Source organism: Citrobacter sp. Cf132, from assembly GCF_030333885.1.
Classification (GTDB): domain Bacteria; phylum Pseudomonadota; class Gammaproteobacteria; order Enterobacterales; family Enterobacteriaceae; genus Citrobacter; species Citrobacter freundii.
The window spans coordinates 734,784-752,675 of the sequence record NZ_JAOWFA010000071.1 but is presented as its reverse complement, the minus strand read 5'-3'; the positions used below and the strand labels follow the sequence as shown (position 1 = coordinate 752,675).

Sequence of the window (17,892 nt, the reverse complement as noted above, 5' to 3'; positions counted from 1 at the left end):
CCGTGCAACATTGACGCCTTTCTTATGGCTTTCTACCCCGATACGACCCAGGTCTGCTGTTCCCACATTTCGAACGCAGATCTGGGCTCGTCGCGGGGAGGAAAGCTATGTCGACTAATTCTTCTGTGGATCTTGCAGCCCAGCCGGGCAAAGCACAGCTGCGTAAATCTCTCAAGCTGTGGCAGGTAGTGGTGATGGGGCTGGCCTATCTCACGCCGATGACGGTGTTTGACACCTTTGGCATTGTTTCGGGTATCAGCAATGGCCATGTTCCAGCCTCCTACCTGCTGGCCCTGGCGGGCGTACTGTTTACCGCCATCAGTTACGGAAAGCTGGTGCGCCAGTTTCCGCAGGCCGGTTCGGCCTATACCTATGCGCAAAAAGCGATTAATCCGCATGTGGGGTTTATGGTCGGCTGGTCTTCACTGCTTGACTACCTTTTCCTGCCGATGATTAACGTACTATTGGCGAAAATTTACCTTTCCGCGCTATTCCCGGGGGTTGCGCCATGGATTTGGGTGGTGCTGTTCGTGGCGATCCTTACCGCGGCCAATTTGAAAAGCGTTAACCTGGTGGCGAACTTCAATGCCCTGTTTGTCCTGGTGCAGGTGGCGATCATCGTGGTGTTTATTTTCCTCGTGGTGCAGGGGCTGCACAAAGGCGAAGGGGTCGGGACCGTCTGGTCGTTGCAACCGTTTATCAGTCAGAATGCGCATTTGATTCCGATTATCACCGGGGCGACCATTGTCTGCTTCTCGTTTCTCGGCTTTGATGCGGTAACGACCCTCTCTGAAGAGACGCCAGATGCTGCGCGCACCATTCCAAAAGCCATTTTTCTTACCGCGCTGTACGGTGGACTGATCTTCATTGCCGCCTCGTTCTTTATGCAACTGTTCTTCCCGGACATTAGCCGATTCAAAGACCCGGATGCGGCGCTGCCGGAGATTGCGCTGTACGTCGGCGGCAAGTTGTTCCAGTCTATTTTTCTGTGCACCACCTTTGTGAATACGCTGGCGTCAGGTCTGGCGTCGCATGCCAGCGTTTCTCGCCTGCTGTATGTGATGGGCCGCGATAACGTCTTCCCGGAGAAGTACTTTGGTTATGTCCATCCCAAATGGCGTACTCCCGCGTTGAACGTCATCATGGTCGGGATTGTGGCGCTGTCGGCCCTGTTTTTTGATCTGGTGACCGCTACGGCGCTGATTAACTTTGGCGCGCTGGTGGCCTTTACCTTCGTTAATCTGTCCGTGTTTAACCACTTCTGGCGTCGTGAAGGACGTAAGCATACCTGGCAGGAAAAGTTGCACTATCTGGTATTGCCAATGGTCGGTGCCGCCACGGTAGCCGTACTGTGGGTGAATCTGGAAGTGACATCGCTGACGCTGGGACTGGTATGGGCCGGCGTCGGGCTGGTGTATCTCGCGTACCTGACCGGACGCTTTCGTAAACCGCCTCCGCAGTTTGACGCCGCGAAATCTGAGCGCGCCTGGGAGTGATGGAAACGGAATCGATCGACGTGTTTGGTTGAGTTGGGTTAAAAATGAAATACGGTATGTCGCGGCAAACGGTCGCGGCATACCTGATTTAAATGATGTACCACTTGCTTTAGGGAATAAAAAAACCGGCACGGGAGCCGGTAAGTGGAACAATGTAGAAATATAATTATTATTATAATTCAGCCAACTCAATAGGAACGGGTTTCCCTATATGGTATCCCTGTAACCAACCAATACCCATCGTAATTAGCATCTTTTCAATTTCCTCATTTTCAACAAACTCAGCTACTACTTCCATGTTTTTGAGTTTTGCTACTTCGCAGAAGGATCTGACGGCGCATCGACTAAATTCATCGGTCAGTATATTACGGATGAAGGAGCCATCAATTTTCAGAATATCTGCGTCTAATGTTCTGAGTCGTGAATAGCTTGACGCCCCTGTGCCAAAATCATCAATAGCAATTTTAGAACCGGCTTTACGTAATGCTCTCAGAACATCAGTGACATTAGCGTTGTCAATGATATCTGATTCAATGACTTCAAAAATTATACGTTTAGGTGCGATGGAATATTTTCTAAACAATGTGAAAACATTATCAAGAAAATCAATTTTATTAAGCGAGTCAGGTGTCAGATTAATGGAGAAATGACTGTTCGGGTCAGATTTCTGCCGTGACTGTATAAAACGAAATGTTTGCTCAATAACAGTGATATCCAGTGCAGGAAGTAATCCTGCCTCGCGAGCAACCGGTAGGATGGTGTCTGGAAAGATTAACTTACCATCAACCATTTTTATCCGAATAAGTATCTCGTGATAACGTGTCAGTCCCGTAGTTGAAACGATAGGCTGAACAACCAGCATCGTTGATACGATGGGTTGAGCCATAAGCTCAAACGATTTTCTGTCAATTGCTTTTTGCAACATATGACGAATGACAGCCTGACTGACAATTTTATCACCTGGCACCTGCGGGCTGAGTAACAACGGTTGCCCCTGCATTAACGAGATGTAGCTTTGGGTATTAAGATGTTTAATTGCTTGTGATAAATTTTTAATCAGGTTTTTCTCGGTGGTATATGCCACACCACAAGATAGTCCCAATTGGTAATCCTTCCAGATAAAACGAAAAGAGTTTAGGTCTTTGTAAAGAGCAGGAATGTCAGGGACAGTATTAAGGCGAAGAATTATTCCATGACCTGGTGCGTAATAAATGTTACCTGTATCCTTAATCAATTTACGTACATATGCGCTTAGTGCTTTTACAAATTCAAAACGGAATTCTATTCCATGAGTTTGCTCCAGCGTATTCAACTCTGTACAACGGATGTAACACAAGCACTCTGTTGCGTGTTTACGGATGTCCATTTGCAGGGCCTGAAAGTTAGGCAGTCCGGTATTAGGCTCTGATCTAAAAAGTTGTTTGAGGCGGCGGAGATATTTTCGGTTACGGACCACAAGTACACCGGTAACAACAATCGTAAGAGAAAAGACAAACACTATCGTGGAGGAAATCACGAGACTATGTAAATAATTATTATAGTTATCCGGCGAAATATAACTGTTTATATAATATCCCAACAGGATGAGCATTGTTACCCATACAGGGGATATAAAAGCATGGCCAATGCAGATCACTCCCCACAGCATTACTGGAAGTAACCACAGTAATGAATAGTCTGTAAATATAAGAATATCTTCTCTGATGACGATCAAAGCGGACATAATGCAGAGTAACAGCACCAGCCATAATACTTGATACAGAATAGGAGGGCCGGATTTTATCAGCGTCTTCACTTGTCTGATGTATAAAATGCACCATGCAGGGTTTTGAACGCTTCTAAGCAACAGATAACAAAAAGGGATGCCAGTCAGGCAAGAGTTCATCAACCACTGTAAGTTAATTAGTGTTTGTAGTGTAAAAAGGTTTGTGATCGGTACAGAGGCAGTGTTCGACTGGAGCCAGTGATCAATCGAGATGAATAGTAAGGCGTTGCAACACACGAGCCAGACAATACGCAGGGTTGTAAGCTGGCTACGACCAAAGCTAACCGCGCCTTGTTTACCTGTCGAGAAAAAGTAGAGTGTCTGGCTAATGAGAGCAGCCAGTAGCTGAGCCGTTAGCGTGAATACCGAAGATAAAGAGTAAGAGTAAAGGGCATACAAGAAAAAGGCACCCAAAATTGGCAGCGCCTTTTGCCGGTATAAAACCAGCAGTGCAGAAATAAGAGGTAAAGTGAGATCGTAAAAATGCAGGGTTATACCCGCAACATCCTCTTGCTTACTGAGATGACCAGCGATCAGCTGTAATGCAAAAAACGCGATGCCTACACAAAAATAGTCTCTAAATGTATTAATAAAATTTATATTTTCAGTTTTTCTTAGCAATATCATCATTCGCAATTCTCAGTGAGTTATCACCGTTCTCGATTTAAGTCATCTACTTAAAACAGGTTAGACTGGAGGTTTGAAATGTGTATTTTTGGATTTTTTCGCTAATTGAAAACCATTCTAAAATATGTTATGTAAATTTTTTAAAGGTAACCCTCGATAATTTCCGTGTGTTTCACAACGCAGGGAAGAACAATCTTTATGGCTGTGCTGATAATAAAAATTCCGTCAGTAGCCATTATTTAAGACAGAATAGACGATCGATAAAAACGATCAATATAAATCTTTTGATAGATTTTATCGATAGGTTTGGCAGATCATAAATACCACGAAAGATCGATAAAAGCTATTAAAATGTTATTTTTTAATGGTGTTTATTTCATAAATGTTAATTGAGCACTTTGTTTATTAAAAATTAACCTATGCAGGCATCCTTCTAAAGGAATTATTATGATATTGGCAGGAAAGTGAGTTTCCCCACCTTCCCACAATACACTCAATTGTTAATCATTAACGAGGTTGCTGCTGTGTCGCGCAGTGAATGCCGCCGCCGCCAGCCGCAATGCCATCAATATTCAGTTGTATAATTTCACGATCGATAAACAGCTCCTGCAAAATAGCATGGGTATTACGATCGGTGCGCTTATCGCCAAATTGTGGTGCAATGACGGCATCATTACACAGATAAAAATTGATATACCCTGCGGCAAAATCATCACTCGCATAAGTCTGGCGGATGGTAGAAGGTCCTTCCAGCGTGACGACCTTCAACCGTCGGCCTTTGGCATCCGTGGCGGCTCGTAATATGTCCAGATGACGTCGGGTGATCGCGTAATCAAAGGACGACGGATCCTGCTCAAGACCTGTCACCACCGTACCCGGATGCGTGAACCTGGCATAAAAATCTGTATGGCCGTCGGTAATATCCTTGCCGGCAATACCCGGCAACCAGATGATTTTCTCCAGACCTAGCAGTCGCTTAAGTTCTTCTTCGCATTCGGCTTTGCTGACGCCGGGATTACGGTTGGAGTTAAGCACGCAGCTCTCGGTAATAATCGCCGTGCCTTCGCCGTCTACCTCAATACCGCCACCTTCCAGAGTCAGCGCCGAGCGGATGAACTCGGTATGAACGTAATCAGTAACGAATTCAGCCACATCGGCATCACGTTCGTGCTCTTGCTTATTGCCCCAGCCGTTAAAATTAAATCCCACACCGCCGAGCGCACCGCTGGCGCTTTTCACAAACACCGGCCCGGTGTCGCGGATCCACAGATCGTCTATCGGGTGAACCAGAAGATTGACCGACGGTCCGCACAGACGCGCGGCGAGTTCGCCGTCTTCTTCGCGTACCAACATATTTACGGGTTCAAATGCGGCGATGGTTTTAGCAACTAGCGCCAGGTTTTCCTGCACCACTGGTAGCAGATGAGGCTCCCAGATCTCCGCACTGGCACCAAACGCCATCCAGGTTGCCGCATGCGGTGCGCCTTCATCCGGCATTTGCCAGCGGCGGTCCTCTGTTGCGCGGGCAAATTGGCTAAAACTGATGCCTGTCATACCGGCGAGTAGCATACTCGTTGAAGTCACCAGACCTTGCCAGACGAACGAACGTCTTGTCATCATAGGATTAACCTTTGCGTATATTTATCTGATATTGGATGAATAAAATAATAATAGATAATTAATGTTCTGCGTATTTTAAATATTGAATAACAAATGAATTGATTGCGGATAAGTTTCATGCGGAATATATCACAGGAGATATTCGTTGCAATCTCTTCGTTTTATATTATGAGTGAAATTGACTACTATTAAAATTTCTCAACTCTATATTTATATATAATTTATATTTATCAGCATGAACATGTGTCACACCGTTGGCTCTGAAGCCCCGTCTGACGGGCCTTGCCGCGGATTGTGATCTGGCCGATTGTTCTGTTGTATTTATTAATGCCATGAACCGTGTGGACTATAGTAAAGATGGCCGTTATTTCTCATCATTAATAACCGTGAGTGGGGGATGTGAATGAAGAAGATACTGATGCTGGTCGGAGATTATGTCGAAGATTATGAAACAATGGTGCCTTTTCAGGCTTTGCAAATGCTTGGGCATCGTGTGGATGCCGTCTGTCCGGAGAAAAGTCAGGGTGACTACGTTCAAACCGCCATTCACGATTTTGATGGGGCGCAGACATACAGTGAAAAGCCGGGGCATCGTTTTACGTTGAATGCGAATTTTGCCGAGGCGCGGGCCGCCGATTACGACGCTCTGTTGATCCCCGGCGGGCGTGCTCCGGAATATCTTCGACTGAATCCAGATGTCATTAAGCTGGTGCAAGATTTCAACACTGCCGATAAGCCTATCGCTGCGGTTTGTCATGGGCCCCAACTATTAGCGGCGGCGGGAGTGTTAGAAAACCGGACCTGTAGCGCTTATCCGGCCTGTGCGCCTGAGGTCCGTCTGAGCGGTGGACATTATGCCGATATTGGCATTGATCAGGCCCACGTTGATGGCAATCTGGTGACGGCACCAGCATGGCCCGCGCATCCGCAATGGTTAGCTAAATTTGTTGAAGTATTAATGAAGTAAGCGACGATGAGATGAAAAAGTCGGTATAACCAGCCTGGCTATACCGACAGGATATATTACCTCTGCATGAGTGCGAACACGCCCCACCCGATATATTCCCGGGTGAAGGTAACGTGGCGTGCTGGTGAACTTCTCAGTTGCTCTCTGACTTCGACGGCAAACTCATCGTCCGGATTTGCCTTCAGCCACCGGCGCATCGTCAACCATTTTGCCGCCTCGTATCTGTCCCAACCCTCCTGGTCCGCCAGTACCATTTCAACCACGTCATAACCGAGCTGGTCGAAAGACGAAATGCGTTCTGGCAGAGAGAGAAAATCAGTCACTGAAGTCGCGCCGCAAGACTTAGCGATCTCCTCCGTTGCGGGTATCTGGCGCCAGTACGGTTCGCCGATGAGCAGCATCCCGCCTGATTTGAGACTTTGTTCCAGCTGTTTGACCGTTCCGGCAACGCCGCCGGCAATCCAGGTTGCACCAATGCAGGCGGCAATATCGAATTTTTCTTCGGCGATATAACCTGTTGCATCGGCATGAATAAAACGCACGTGCTCAGCGACGCCCAATTCACTTGCCCGCAGGGTGGCTTGCTCGCTGAATAACTGGCTCATATCGATACCAACGCCGGAAATTCCATGATCGCGTGCCCAGGTGCACAACATCTCGCCAGAGCCGCTGCCGAGATCCAGGATGCGGGTTCCTGGGGCCATCCGTAAAACCTGACCTAACGTTGCATATTTCTGCGCGGTGAATGGATTATGAATGCGATGTGCGCTTTCGCTGATTGTAAAAATCTTCGGGATATCCATCTCTCTCTCCTTAGCGATTATCCAGTTGGGCGCGAACGTTGTTCAGCCCAGTGGTATTGATGCGGTAGGGCTGACCATTGACGGATTTGATCAGTTTTTTCGTTCTGAGCTTTTTGAATACATCGAGCGTGCAGTCGCAGAGCAGTAACCCTTCGCGGCTATAGCATTCGACGGAAGTGACACGACCTGATGCATCACGGACGTGAGCAATACGGCCACCTTTGGCGAGTACGTGTAAGGTACGTTGTTCCTGACGGGATAAATTCATACTGGAAAACCTGTTTAATCATCATGTGCAAAACGTGCAAACACACAGTGGTGTCCGCATTCGATTTCGGCGCATTGATAACCAGTCCGGCCTGAAAAGGTCGGTAAGCTGATTATCTGATGATTACATTCTCCAGCATCAAAGCCTCGGGTTGAGTTGATAGATATTTACCTGCTGAATCATACCAGCCTGGACGAGTAGGGGAATCGTCCTGTCGGGAAAATGTGATCTATGACGAAAAATTGCGTTTAGCTTATTTTATAATTTTTTAACTCTCAGCTAGCTGAGCGGTGTATGAATGTATTAAATTTATTGAATTTTCAGACATCGTCAGTAGCGGTATTGGTCGTAATGATGTGTAGTTGGTCTCACTTGCGTCACACTATAGATTAGTGATATTTAATCTTTTCTTATCTTAATTTTGTTTTATTTGATAAACAGGTCTTTATTATAAAAAGAATTTTTAATGGTGTTTGTGTTTAATTCTATTTAGGAATTTTCTTAACGTCATGAAGTGTGTATACTCAATCCTGCAAGAAGCTCTTCTGTTATCATCAAAACTATAAAAATGTCCTTAACACCCGTATTACCTCTGCCCTGTATCTCTTCTCAGGGGAGAGGTTTTTTTTCTGTATATTATTTTGATAGCCATCATAAATAGATAATTTAATATTATTGTTCTTGTTGCTTTACATTAGTGATGACGACAGATTTTTTTCTCTGAATCATACGTTACTATTGAAATAGTATCGCTATGAATCTATTTTATAGTGAATAGTGTAATTTTATATTTATTTATAGCGGTATTATATAATTTTTCTTATAACTGCCTGTTTTTCAGCGTTATGTTAATTCTCGCTTTTGAAATAATTGTGATTTTGTTCACGGATTTTAGTGCGTTAAGTGGCTATTTGTAGAGAGGTGCAAACGGTTGCATTTTGCTGTTACAGCATTCGTTCATTAAAAAATATAGCGATGGTATATCTTGTGTTGGTATCGGGTGCAAGAATCTAAATGATTTTTATTATCTCTTAGATATACGAATACCGTTTATGACTTCTGTTAGCTTAACACCATGGAAAATGCAGTAAAAACAGACAGGGAATATGATTTTATCAATCAGAACGGAGCTTTTAACCACTGGCATAATTACTGGCTTTTTATCTTCCTTTTTATAAATCGTTGTCGTAATGCCCATAAAGTCAGCATTCTGGGATGAGTGCTGATTTTATTTTGTTCTCAGATTATTCAACCCACGCTGTATGCAGGTCTTCTCTTGCAGTACCTCGTAAATGATACATTAAAGGATCTCCTGGAATGGATATTGTTGAACGCTTTATTAACTACACGAAAATCAATACCACGACCTCAAGGGAAAATGGTGCTAATGGGATAATGCCTTCTTCACCTGGTCAAATGGAACTGGCAAAACTGCTGGCAGTAGAACTTGAAGCATTAGGAATGGAAAACATTGAGGTCAGGGATACCGCTATTGTGACAGCGACATTACCTGCAAATACGGACGACGCGATCCCTGTCGTTTCCTTTTTTGGTCATCTCGATACCAGTGCGGAACAGACTGCGGACACAAAAGCACAACGTCTTCACTACAGCGGTGGGGATTTGTGTCTGAACCAGGAGCTAAAAATTTATCTGCGCGAAAGTGAATTTCCAGAACTGAAAAATTATATCGGTGATGACCTGCTGGTGACGGATGGTACCAGTCTGTTGGGGGCAGATGATAAAGCCGCCATCGCCGCGATTATGAATGCCCTGGAGTACCTTGTCGCACATCCGGAGATTAAGCATGGGCCGGTGAAGGTCGGTTTTGTTCCTGATGAAGAGCAGGGATTACGAGGTGCAAAAGCATTTGATGTTGCGGCGTTTGGGGCTGATTTTGGCTATACCCTGGACTGCTGCGGCATTGGAGAATTTGTCTATGAGAACTGGAACGCGGGTGATGCGGAAATCATCTTTACCGGCCAGTCCGCACACCCTATGTCGGCCAAAGGTAAGCTGAAGAACTCTCTGCTGATGGCGCATAAGTTTATTGCGATGCTGCCCGGAGGAGAGGCGCCTGAGTATACGGAAGGACGCGAAGGGTATTACTGGGTAAAACAACTTCAGGGTAACAGTGCCCGTACGGTACTTAAGCTGGATATCCGGGATTTTACCGAAGAGGGGTATAAGGCGCGTATGGCATATATCCGCCAGCTGGCCGTCAGCACCTGCGCGCTGTGGGGAGAAAACAGCGTGGTCTGCCATTTAACCGATCGCTATGCCAATGTGTTCAATAGCTTGCAGGGCGATGCTCACTACCCGATTGATATTGCGTTACGCGCGTATCAGAAGTGTGGCATTACCCCGCAACCTGTCGCCATGCGTGGTGGATATGATGGCGCAGTGTTATCGCAGAAAGGACTACCTTGCCCGAATATTTTTACCGGTGCCCATAACTTTCATTCGATTTATGAATACCTGCCGGTGCGTTCACTGCGGGCCGCCAGCGATGTCGTGGTAGCGGTCATTGAGGAAACCTTTGCTGAGTTCGCGCAGGGGAGAGCTCAGTCATGATTCAGGTGTTAATTGCCCTACTGGTGATCGTGGTGGTCGCGCGTCTGATCCTGAAAGGTTATCGCGCTGAACCCGTGTTGTTCATTGCTGGCCTGGTGTTGATGATTTGTACGGCGTTAACCGGATGGGGTTCTGTATTACCGAAGGGGGTTGCCAGTACGGGGATTTCATTTCTCGATCCTTTCGAGGTGATGCGCGATCTCTTTAGTACGCGTGCCGCCGATCTCGGCCTGATGATCATGGCGCTCATGGGATTTGCGCATTACATGGATCATATCGGGGCAAATGAAGCGGTTGTGCGGGTTGTGACGAAACCTTTGCGCGCGCTGCGTTCGCCCTATGTGCTTCTATTTTTCTCCTATCTGCTCGCCAGCCTCCTGCAGTTGGCCATTCCATCCGCCACCGGGCTAGCCGTGTTGCTGATGGGGACGATGTTCCCCATTATGCTGGGGTTAGGGCTTTCTGCGGCCTCAGCCGCTGGGGTTATTGCCACCTCGCTTGGTGTGGCATATACCCCGACGGCCATCGATGCTATCAGGGGATCTAAAGCGGTCAATATGGATGTGGTGGAATACGTTGTTTACCACCAGGGACCCGCAGCGCTGGCAACCGTGCTGGTCGTCGGCGTCTGCCATTTCTTCTGGCAGCGGCATTGCGACCGTAAAGCGGGGACGCTTCCAAGAGAAATCGGTAGCGCTGAGGTGACTGACTCAGGAAAAGCCCCGGCTTTTTATGCGCTGCTCCCGATGCTTCCGATACTGATGGCGGTGGGATCATCGGAAATGTTTGTCAGTGGTATTAACCTGAATATTATCACCATTGTGCTCATTTCGATGGCTGTCTGTATGTTGATTGAATGGCTGCGGGTGCGTGATTTAAAGTCAGTATGCGAAGGATTCAGCCATTTCCTTAAAGGCATGGGCACCGCCTTTACCGGGGTAGTTGGGCTGCTGGTTGCGGCAGGTGTTTTTGCCCACGGGATTAAAGTTATTGGTGCCATTGATCAATTAATCCTGATGGCGGAGCACGTGGGATTACCCCCATTTGCTATGGCGGTGGTGTTTGCGCTGGTGACGCTGGCGGCAGCAATTATTATGGGATCGGGTAATGCGCCATTCCTTGCTTTCGTTGAGCTGATCCCGCAAATCGCGGCAAGTATGGGCGCTAACGCTGTTGCCATGATCCTGCCGATGCAGCAGGCATCACATATGGGGCGGGCAATTTCACCGGTTTCCGGCGTGGTGATTGCCGTTTCCAGTGGGGCGAAAATAACGCCATTTGATGTGGTTAAACGTACCGCCGTACCGCTGATTGTGGGCTTTGTAACTCATACCCTGATCATCGGTATTTTCTATTAACTTCGTTTGTAACAAGCAAACTTCCGGCCTGCTAAATGTCCGGTAGTTTGCTTTTTCTGATTACAGCTCTCATCACCGCAGATGATATTGATTACTGGTGATTATTATTAACTTTTATCTTTATCGCATTATTCTTATTGGACATTGTTGAGCTATTCTGGATTAATGATTAATAAGTATGATGTATTGTATTTGCACGTTTATTACATAGGAATAAGTTAACCTGGATCATATTTTGGCGATTTTAGTTGTAGTAATTTTTTAATAGAGTAATACAAGAATAACGTGGAATAACAATGACGATTTATTTGGGCAGGTTTAAGTGGTAAGGGATTCTGGAAGAGTTAGTACGTTACGACATCATTATCAGGATGATCTGGAAACATTTACCTGGAGTGCGTTAGTTGCAATTGGTATCGCAATAAAGGATCATAAGATCTACTCTAAAATGTCAGAGCATCTATTCATTATGCATTGGCTGGCTATTGCCAAAAAAAGAAAAATATTTTCGAAGAGTATTGTCAGTGAGCTTCAGTGGCTAATTGATGAGGGGAAGAAAAAAAGCATCAATGCACAACTTAAATTTAAAATAGAATATTTGTACGCCACGTCGAGTGGTGACGTGACAATGCAAAACGACTATTTTAAATTTACTCATACGATTGAAGTATTGAGAAATAATGGATGGGAGAGCTTTCTGCTCACTCCAGAGAAGTGGCAAGGACTTCATGAAAGTATTAAGGTCAGAAAAGGTGACTTTATCTTTATGGATGATGCCCGGCTTCAGGAGTGCTTTGGCGTGCAGGGCGAGATTGTCAAACCTTTCTGTATTCGAGTGTACGGCGATGTTGAGTTTGCAAAGTTAACGTTCATCAAACATAACCTGCCGGTTGAATTTGTGAAACACATTTCGAATGAGTTTCATTATTTCAATTTCCTTTCTGTTAAGTAATGCTTAACTGATATAGAGGAAAAATTTCTGTTTGTTCAAAGAGCAGTGATCTACTTGTGAAAGTATCGGATATATACCACGCGCAAAGGATAGCGAATGTTTACTCGAAAGTTAGTGATTACAACCGAATGGATAAGGTTGTCGGATACGTCAGACAATATGTCCATTTCTTTTCGGGGCGTTCTTGAGATCGGTGAAAGCACAGTTGTGCCAGATGACAATACACCTCTACTTCGTTTAGAAAATGACATGGCACCTATCGTCGTTGATGCGTTATCATGGGTGAGGGTGCCAGTTGAACGCCATGAAAATGTTATCGTCTATATTTTCTGAATCCGGGCTTATTAATCCATTAATAATATTAATGTCGATTTGTTCTTATTTTATCCTTCCCGGTGCAAGATGAGATGTCTGGCTGAACAATTTGTTGAGGATCACATCACGGGTGAGAGCATTTGTAGTGCGTGTACATTATAAATAATGCCAAACACCGCCACCGCGAGCAGAAAAAGAGAGGAGATAAAACCGCTGCATCTGGCAAAGCGCTCTGGTATCCAGCGTTTGAAAACCACGATGTAAAAAGACAACACCGTCACATCAAAAATAACCCACACCAGCGTTAGCGTCAGAATGCTGGTGGTGAAATCTTGCGTAATGGCAATGAACTGGGGGAAAAACGCTACGAAAAACAAAATGTCTTTTGGGTTGGCGACCCCGGTCAGAAATCCGTGGATAAGCCCGCTGTTATCGCGTTTTCGCGCACCCAGTCCGGGGTTTGAGGCCCTGGCCCGCAGGCCGTTAATCGCCATCACTCCGATGTACAACGATCCCACAAGACCCAGTACGCCAAGCCATATCGCAGAGATTGAAACCACGCCAGCTAGCATCAGTGCAGCCAGAGCAATCAGTACTAAAGAAGCGCCGTTAGTGCCAATCAGCGTGAGAAAAGCCCGGCGATAGCCGTGCTGCGCCGCGGTGGTGGTAATCAGCGCCACGACAGGACCCGGTGTTAACAGCAGGGTTACTACGCTGAGGCTATAGGCAGCCAGTAAAGTGAAATTCATACCTGATTATCCTGATGATATTTTCCACCAGTATTCCGTTTACGTAGCGCATTGAAAAACGAATAAAACTGCGCTCTACTGTGAGTAAAACTCAACATAGAAACTCACGATGACGCTACCTCCGTTGTATGCCCTGAGGGCTTTTGAAGCCGCAGCCCGTCTGGGATCGTTCAGCAAAGCCGCTATTCAACTTAACGTGACGCCGGGCGCGGTAAGCCGTCATATTCGCACGCTGGAGGCATGGTTTGGCTGTGAGCTATTTATCCGCAGCGGCCCGCGTATCGAGATAACACCTTCTGGCCAAGGGTTAGCGCAGCAGTTGACGGCTGGGTTTCAGAGTCTGGAACACGCGTGTCATGCCTTTCGCAGCAGTAGTCATGAGCTACGGCTGAAAGCGCCGTCTACGTTGACAATGCGCTGGCTTCTGGATGTGCTGCGTCTTTTCCGTGAAGCGCATCCGACTCCGGTGATCGAAATTTCCAGCGTCTGGATGGATACCGATTCGGTATCCTTCAGTCGTGAACCGTATGACTGTGCGATCCTGTTAGGGAATGGCCATTTTGGTGACGATACCGACAGCCGGTTGCTGTTTCAGGAGTGGCTTATCCCAGTGTGTTCACCCGCACTGCTGGTGCAGGCGCAGCGCGATCTTTCTGCCTGTGAACTGATTCATCCCTCAGCGGATCGCCGAGACTGGCGTCGGTGGCTGCAACGCACTGGGAAGTTTCCGGCGTTGAATCTTGCGCGAGGCAAAGTGTTCGACACCCTGGAGCAGGGTAGTCTTGCCGCGATGAGTGGTCATGGCGTGTCTGTTGCCGACCTGCTGCTAAGCCTGGCGGCCATTCAGGCAGGGATGTTGGCGTTACCGTTTAAAGATGCTGTGGCGACTGGCGAGGGGTATTACCTTGTCTGGCCAAAGGCTTCAACACGGCTCAGAAATATTGAGCTGCTGTATCGCTGGTTAAAAGAGGCTGCGCCGTGTGCCTCCTCGGCAGATCTAAACTGGCTGGATTAAGCGGTTTATTTTGCTGATTACCTATATTGATAATGGTTCTCATTATTATTGTCGTATTGTGCAGGTAATGGTAATGTTGCTTCAGTTATAAACCGTTAATCCCATTTCCTGTGCAGAAGACAGCATGAACAACACCACCGCCCTGAATGCCTCCGGACGCGTCGCTCGCACTTTCTCCGTAAGCGAGTTTATGGATTTTGGTGAGCGCTACGGGATCGATTACCGCTTTCCCCTGTTGGCACAAAGACCGGATTTGCCGTCTGGCAGCCCTGTTCTGCAAGGTGAAATTGAGGAGATGACTCTCCCCTGCGGGATGTGCGTGACGCACTCCGACGTACAGGTATTGCAACCCTACGAAACCACCTCTCGCCACGACAGTCCTCTGTATATGCTGGTGGTTCTGGAAGGCTGCGTGATCCTGACGCTTAACGGACAGGAGCATGTGGTGCGCTCCGGCATGGCGTTTAGCTCACGCCTGAGTGAGCACCAGACGATGCGTGCCCGTCATCATGCTGATTGTAAACTCCGGACATTATCGCTCGGTTTATATCCCGACGGCGCGTATCGCAAGGGGTTGCTTGAATCGTTGATGCGCGAGTGGGAAAGGTGCCAGACGCCGACGCTTATCTGGCAGGTACCGGGGTTTTTACTCAGCGGACTGCAGTACGCGCAGCAGAGTACGATTAGCCATGTTTCTCGTCAGCTGATGCTGGAAGGGCTGATATTACAACTGTTCGGTCATGGTCTCAGCATGTGTCAGGTCGAGAGCGGTAAACGTCTTGCGACGAGCGGTGAGCAGCAGCGGCTGGAGGTCGTTCGCCGACTGCTGGAGGAGAGTCCCGAAAATGACTACACCCTTAATGAACTGGCCCAACGCGCGGCGATGAGCCCCAGCAGCCTGCGCAGTAAGTTCCGTGCAGCCTATGGCTGTTCGGTATTCGACTACCTGCGCGATTGCCGTCTGGAACATGCGCGCGGCTATCTACTGGAAGGATATAGCGTACAGCAGGCGGCCTGGATGTCGGGTTATCAGCACGCTACCAACTTTTCTACCGCTTTTCGTCGCCGTTACGGCTTTTCGCCCGGCGATTTACTCAAACCTTGCTAATCCATATTTGCGTTTTACGCACGTGATTTCCTGACAATTTGGCACTGCGCATAGGCAACCTGGCATCCGGCATAGCTATCTCCGTCAGCAAAAAGGTAATAATTCTCACTTACAATTAGACATGCCTTTGGAGATATTCATGTTCGCGAAGACTCGCTTGGCGCTGCTGGTGGGATGGGTGACCGGCAGCGTGGCTTTTCCTCTGCTGGCGCAGGAAACAACAAAAAACGATACGGTGGTTGTCACCTCGCAGATGCAGAGCGGGGCCACGAAGCTTGCCACGCCGGATATTGAAACGCCGCAGTCGGTATCGATCGTTACCCGTGAACAGTTTGAAGAGCAAGGCGCAACCAGCGTGCGCCAGGCTGTCAGCTATACGCCGGGGGTGTACAGCAATCAGATTGGCGCCTCCAACCGCTTCGACTACATCGTGCTGCGTGGCTTTTCTGACGGGAGCCTGGATAACGTCTATCTCGATGGTCTGAAGATGATGGGCGACACCAACTCACACAGCTCGCTGGTGGTTGATCCGTGGTTCCTCGAAGATATCGAAGTCGTACGTGGCCCGGCTTCCGTACTGTATGGCCGTTCCTCCCCGGGCGGTATTGTGGCGCTGACCTCACGCAAGCCGTCGTTTGATGCGGGCGGTGAAGTGAAGCTGTTTGCCGGCAACAATAACCAGCGCGGCGCGGCGTTTGACGTCACCGGGGCGCTGGATGATAACGATCGAGTGGCGGCGCGATTGAGCGGGATGACGCGTTACGCAGACTCGCAGTTTGGCCCATTGAAGGAAGAACGTTACGCGCTGATGCCCAGCCTGACCTGGCGTATCACCGACCAGACGCGTCTGGATCTGATGGCCTATCTGCACCGTGACCCGGAAGGCGGAAGCCACTCCGGTCTGCCGTATGACGGCACCGTGGTTCCGCATTACGGGCAAAAGATCTCCAATACCTTTTACGAAGGCGAGGATGATTATGACAAATACGATCGCCGTGAAAACATGGTGGGCTACAACATTGAGCATATGTTTGATAGCGGTTGGTCGGTGCGGCAAAAGCTGCGCTATCTGCATACCGACGTTGAGCTGAACCAGGTGTATGCGGCGGGCTGGTTGAATGAAACCGAGCTTAATCGCGGCTACTCCGGCTCCGATGAAAAAATGTCGGCGATTACGCTGGATAACCAGCTCGACGGCAGCTTTGATACCTGGCAGGTAAACCACCGTTTGCTGGTGGGGATCGACTATCAGGATCGCAGCAACAATACTACCGGTTACTACGGCGCTTTCCCCCCGATTGACGCCTTTAATCCGGTGTACGGCGCGAAGCCTGATTACATCGACATGTATGCGCGTGAGAAACACAAGCTGCGACAGACGGGTTACTATTTGCAGGATCAGATGTCATGGGATCGCTGGCGTATTACGCTCGGTGGTCGCTACGATCAGGTCAGCGTTTCTAACATTGATAAGATCAAGGATACTCGCAGCGATCTGGATAAAAACAACTTCAGCACCCGCGCCGCGTTGCTCTATTTGTTCGATAACGGCTTTGCGCCGTACGTGAGTTACTCCACTGCCTTTACGCCCACCAGTTTTGCCGATGAGAACGGTAATCTGCTGGACCCGATGAAAGGCAAGCAGTGGGAAGCCGGGCTGAAATATGAGCCGGAAGGACTTAACAGTCAGTTCAGCGCGTCGGTGTTCCGTATCAATCAGACGAATATAGCCACTAAAGAAGAGCCGACCGATCCATACCGCTCGATTGGGGAAATTGAATCTGAAGGGGTGGAGCTGGAGGCAATTAGCCAACTGACGGATAGCTTCCGTTTGCAGGCGGCGTATACCTATACCGACATTCGCTATAAGAAAAGCAGCCCGGAAGAGCAGGGCAAGCGCGCAGTGTACGCCCCGCGTAACCAGGCCAGTGCCTGGCTGAGCTACGATGTAAAAAGTGGTCCGCTGGACGGTCTGACGTTGGGTTCAGGCGTGCGCTACGTTAACGGTATTACCAGCGATCGCTTGAATACTCACACCCTGCCGTCATACACACTGGTGGATATGGTGATTGGTTACGACTTAACGAATATCGGTATTAATGGGTTGAGCGCGCAGCTGAACGTTAACAACCTGACCGACAAGCGCTACGTTGCGGCCTGTAACTCGCTCTCATACTGCTACTTCGGCGCCGAGCGCAGCATTGTCGGCAGTGTGTCCTGGAAATTCTGATGTTTTAGCCGGATGCAGCGCTGGCGCCTTATCCGGCCTGGTGCA

General features: G+C 48.0%; 14 protein-coding genes. 9 read left to right on the top strand and 5 right to left on the bottom strand.

What is annotated here, in order from left to right; genetic code table 11:
• Positions 1-107 precede the first annotated feature (107 nt).
• On the top strand, positions 108-1,496 hold the full coding sequence (locus tag OGV85_RS24095; protein ID WP_003838705.1) for an APC family permease: 1,389 nt from the start codon (positions 108-110) through the stop codon (positions 1,494-1,496).
• Between the two features lie 172 nt (positions 1,497-1,668).
• On the opposite strand, the gene OGV85_RS24090 is transcribed toward OGV85_RS24095, so the two are convergent.
• Positions 1,669-3,891, bottom strand: coding sequence for an EAL domain-containing protein (locus OGV85_RS24090; RefSeq protein ID WP_286554120.1), 2,223 nt, complete (start codon positions 3,889-3,891; stop codon positions 1,669-1,671).
• A 504-nt stretch (positions 3,892-4,395) separates the two neighbouring features.
• Complete coding sequence (locus tag OGV85_RS24085; protein WP_032948622.1) at positions 4,396-5,508, bottom strand: agmatine deiminase family protein; 1,113 nt, start codon at positions 5,506-5,508, stop codon at positions 4,396-4,398.
• Between the two features lie 403 nt (positions 5,509-5,911).
• On the opposite strand from OGV85_RS24085, the gene OGV85_RS24080 reads away from it, so the two are divergent.
• Positions 5,912-6,475: a DJ-1/PfpI family protein gene (locus OGV85_RS24080; protein WP_008320993.1), complete on the top strand. Its 564-nt coding sequence runs from the start codon at positions 5,912-5,914 to the stop codon at positions 6,473-6,475.
• Positions 6,476-6,531: 56 nt separating this feature from the next.
• On the opposite strand, the gene OGV85_RS24075 is transcribed toward OGV85_RS24080, so the two are convergent.
• Both OGV85_RS24075 and OGV85_RS24070 read right to left on the bottom strand, forming a co-directional pair.
• On the bottom strand, positions 6,532-7,278 hold the full coding sequence (locus OGV85_RS24075) for an SAM-dependent methyltransferase (protein WP_181522620.1): 747 nt from the start codon (positions 7,276-7,278) through the stop codon (positions 6,532-6,534).
• 10 nt (positions 7,279-7,288) lie between these two features.
• Positions 7,289-7,546 carry a YjhX family toxin gene (locus tag OGV85_RS24070; RefSeq protein ID WP_003021255.1) on the bottom strand — a complete coding sequence of 86 codons (258 nt, stop codon included), beginning with the start codon at positions 7,544-7,546 and terminating at the stop codon, positions 7,289-7,291.
• Between the two features lie 1,317 nt (positions 7,547-8,863).
• On the opposite strand from OGV85_RS24070, the gene pepT reads away from it, so the two are divergent.
• The 4 genes from pepT (at position 8,864) to OGV85_RS24050 (ending at position 12,763) form a co-directional block, all read left to right on the top strand.
• Positions 8,864-10,120 (top strand): peptidase T, encoded by a 1,257-nt coding sequence (pepT, locus tag OGV85_RS24065; protein WP_003021259.1) that lies wholly within the window; start codon positions 8,864-8,866, stop codon positions 10,118-10,120.
• Complete coding sequence (dcuC, locus tag OGV85_RS24060) at positions 10,117-11,478, top strand: C4-dicarboxylate transporter DcuC (RefSeq protein WP_003830889.1); 1,362 nt, start codon at positions 10,117-10,119, stop codon at positions 11,476-11,478. The genes pepT and dcuC overlap by 4 nt, the downstream gene beginning before the upstream one ends.
• Before the next feature lie 322 nt (positions 11,479-11,800).
• A complete protein-coding gene (locus OGV85_RS24055) occupies positions 11,801-12,430 on the top strand; it encodes a DUF2913 family protein (protein ID WP_032937024.1) in 630 nt (209 codons plus the stop codon).
• Positions 12,431-12,526: 96 nt separating this feature from the next.
• A complete protein-coding gene (locus tag OGV85_RS24050) occupies positions 12,527-12,763 on the top strand; it encodes a hypothetical protein (RefSeq protein WP_086503740.1) in 237 nt (78 codons plus the stop codon).
• A gap of 101 nt (positions 12,764-12,864) precedes the next feature.
• On the opposite strand, the gene OGV85_RS24045 is transcribed toward OGV85_RS24050, so the two are convergent.
• Positions 12,865-13,494, bottom strand: a complete 630-nt coding sequence (locus OGV85_RS24045; RefSeq protein WP_032948625.1) for a LysE family translocator — start codon at positions 13,492-13,494, stop codon at positions 12,865-12,867.
• Between the two features lie 109 nt (positions 13,495-13,603).
• Between OGV85_RS24045 and OGV85_RS24040 the strand changes: the two genes are divergently transcribed.
• The 3 genes from OGV85_RS24040 (at position 13,604) to foxA (ending at position 17,847) form a co-directional block, all read left to right on the top strand.
• Positions 13,604-14,509, top strand: a complete 906-nt coding sequence (locus tag OGV85_RS24040) for a LysR substrate-binding domain-containing protein (RefSeq protein WP_049002688.1) — start codon at positions 13,604-13,606, stop codon at positions 14,507-14,509.
• 124 nt (positions 14,510-14,633) lie between these two features.
• Positions 14,634-15,617 (top strand): helix-turn-helix transcriptional regulator, encoded by a 984-nt coding sequence (locus OGV85_RS24035; protein ID WP_048219564.1) that lies wholly within the window; start codon positions 14,634-14,636, stop codon positions 15,615-15,617.
• 121 nt (positions 15,618-15,738) lie between these two features.
• Complete coding sequence (foxA, locus tag OGV85_RS24030; protein ID WP_085952509.1) at positions 15,739-17,847, top strand: ferrioxamine B receptor FoxA; 2,109 nt, start codon at positions 15,739-15,741, stop codon at positions 17,845-17,847.
• Positions 17,848-17,892 lie beyond the last annotated feature (45 nt).

Coding starts and splice junctions, on each gene's coding strand:
- pepT (WP_003021259.1), top strand. CDS start 8,864: ATGGATATTGTTGAACGCTTTATTAACTACACGAAAATCAATACCACG.
- OGV85_RS24035 (WP_048219564.1), top strand. CDS start 14,634: ATGAACAACACCACCGCCCTGAATGCCTCCGGACGCGTCGCTCGCACT.
- OGV85_RS24090 (WP_286554120.1), bottom strand. CDS start 3,891: ATGATGATATTGCTAAGAAAAACTGAAAATATAAATTTTATTAATACA.
- OGV85_RS24070 (WP_003021255.1), bottom strand. CDS start 7,546: ATGAATTTATCCCGTCAGGAACAACGTACCTTACACGTACTCGCCAAA.
- foxA (WP_085952509.1), top strand. CDS start 15,739: ATGCCTTTGGAGATATTCATGTTCGCGAAGACTCGCTTGGCGCTGCTG.
- OGV85_RS24040 (WP_049002688.1), top strand. CDS start 13,604: ATGACGCTACCTCCGTTGTATGCCCTGAGGGCTTTTGAAGCCGCAGCC.
- OGV85_RS24045 (WP_032948625.1), bottom strand. CDS start 13,494: ATGAATTTCACTTTACTGGCTGCCTATAGCCTCAGCGTAGTAACCCTG.
- OGV85_RS24085 (WP_032948622.1), bottom strand. CDS start 5,508: ATGATGACAAGACGTTCGTTCGTCTGGCAAGGTCTGGTGACTTCAACG.
- OGV85_RS24080 (WP_008320993.1), top strand. CDS start 5,912: ATGAAGAAGATACTGATGCTGGTCGGAGATTATGTCGAAGATTATGAA.
- OGV85_RS24095 (WP_003838705.1), top strand. CDS start 108: ATGTCGACTAATTCTTCTGTGGATCTTGCAGCCCAGCCGGGCAAAGCA.
- dcuC (WP_003830889.1), top strand. CDS start 10,117: ATGATTCAGGTGTTAATTGCCCTACTGGTGATCGTGGTGGTCGCGCGT.
- OGV85_RS24075 (WP_181522620.1), bottom strand. CDS start 7,278: ATGGATATCCCGAAGATTTTTACAATCAGCGAAAGCGCACATCGCATT.
- OGV85_RS24050 (WP_086503740.1), top strand. CDS start 12,527: ATGTTTACTCGAAAGTTAGTGATTACAACCGAATGGATAAGGTTGTCG.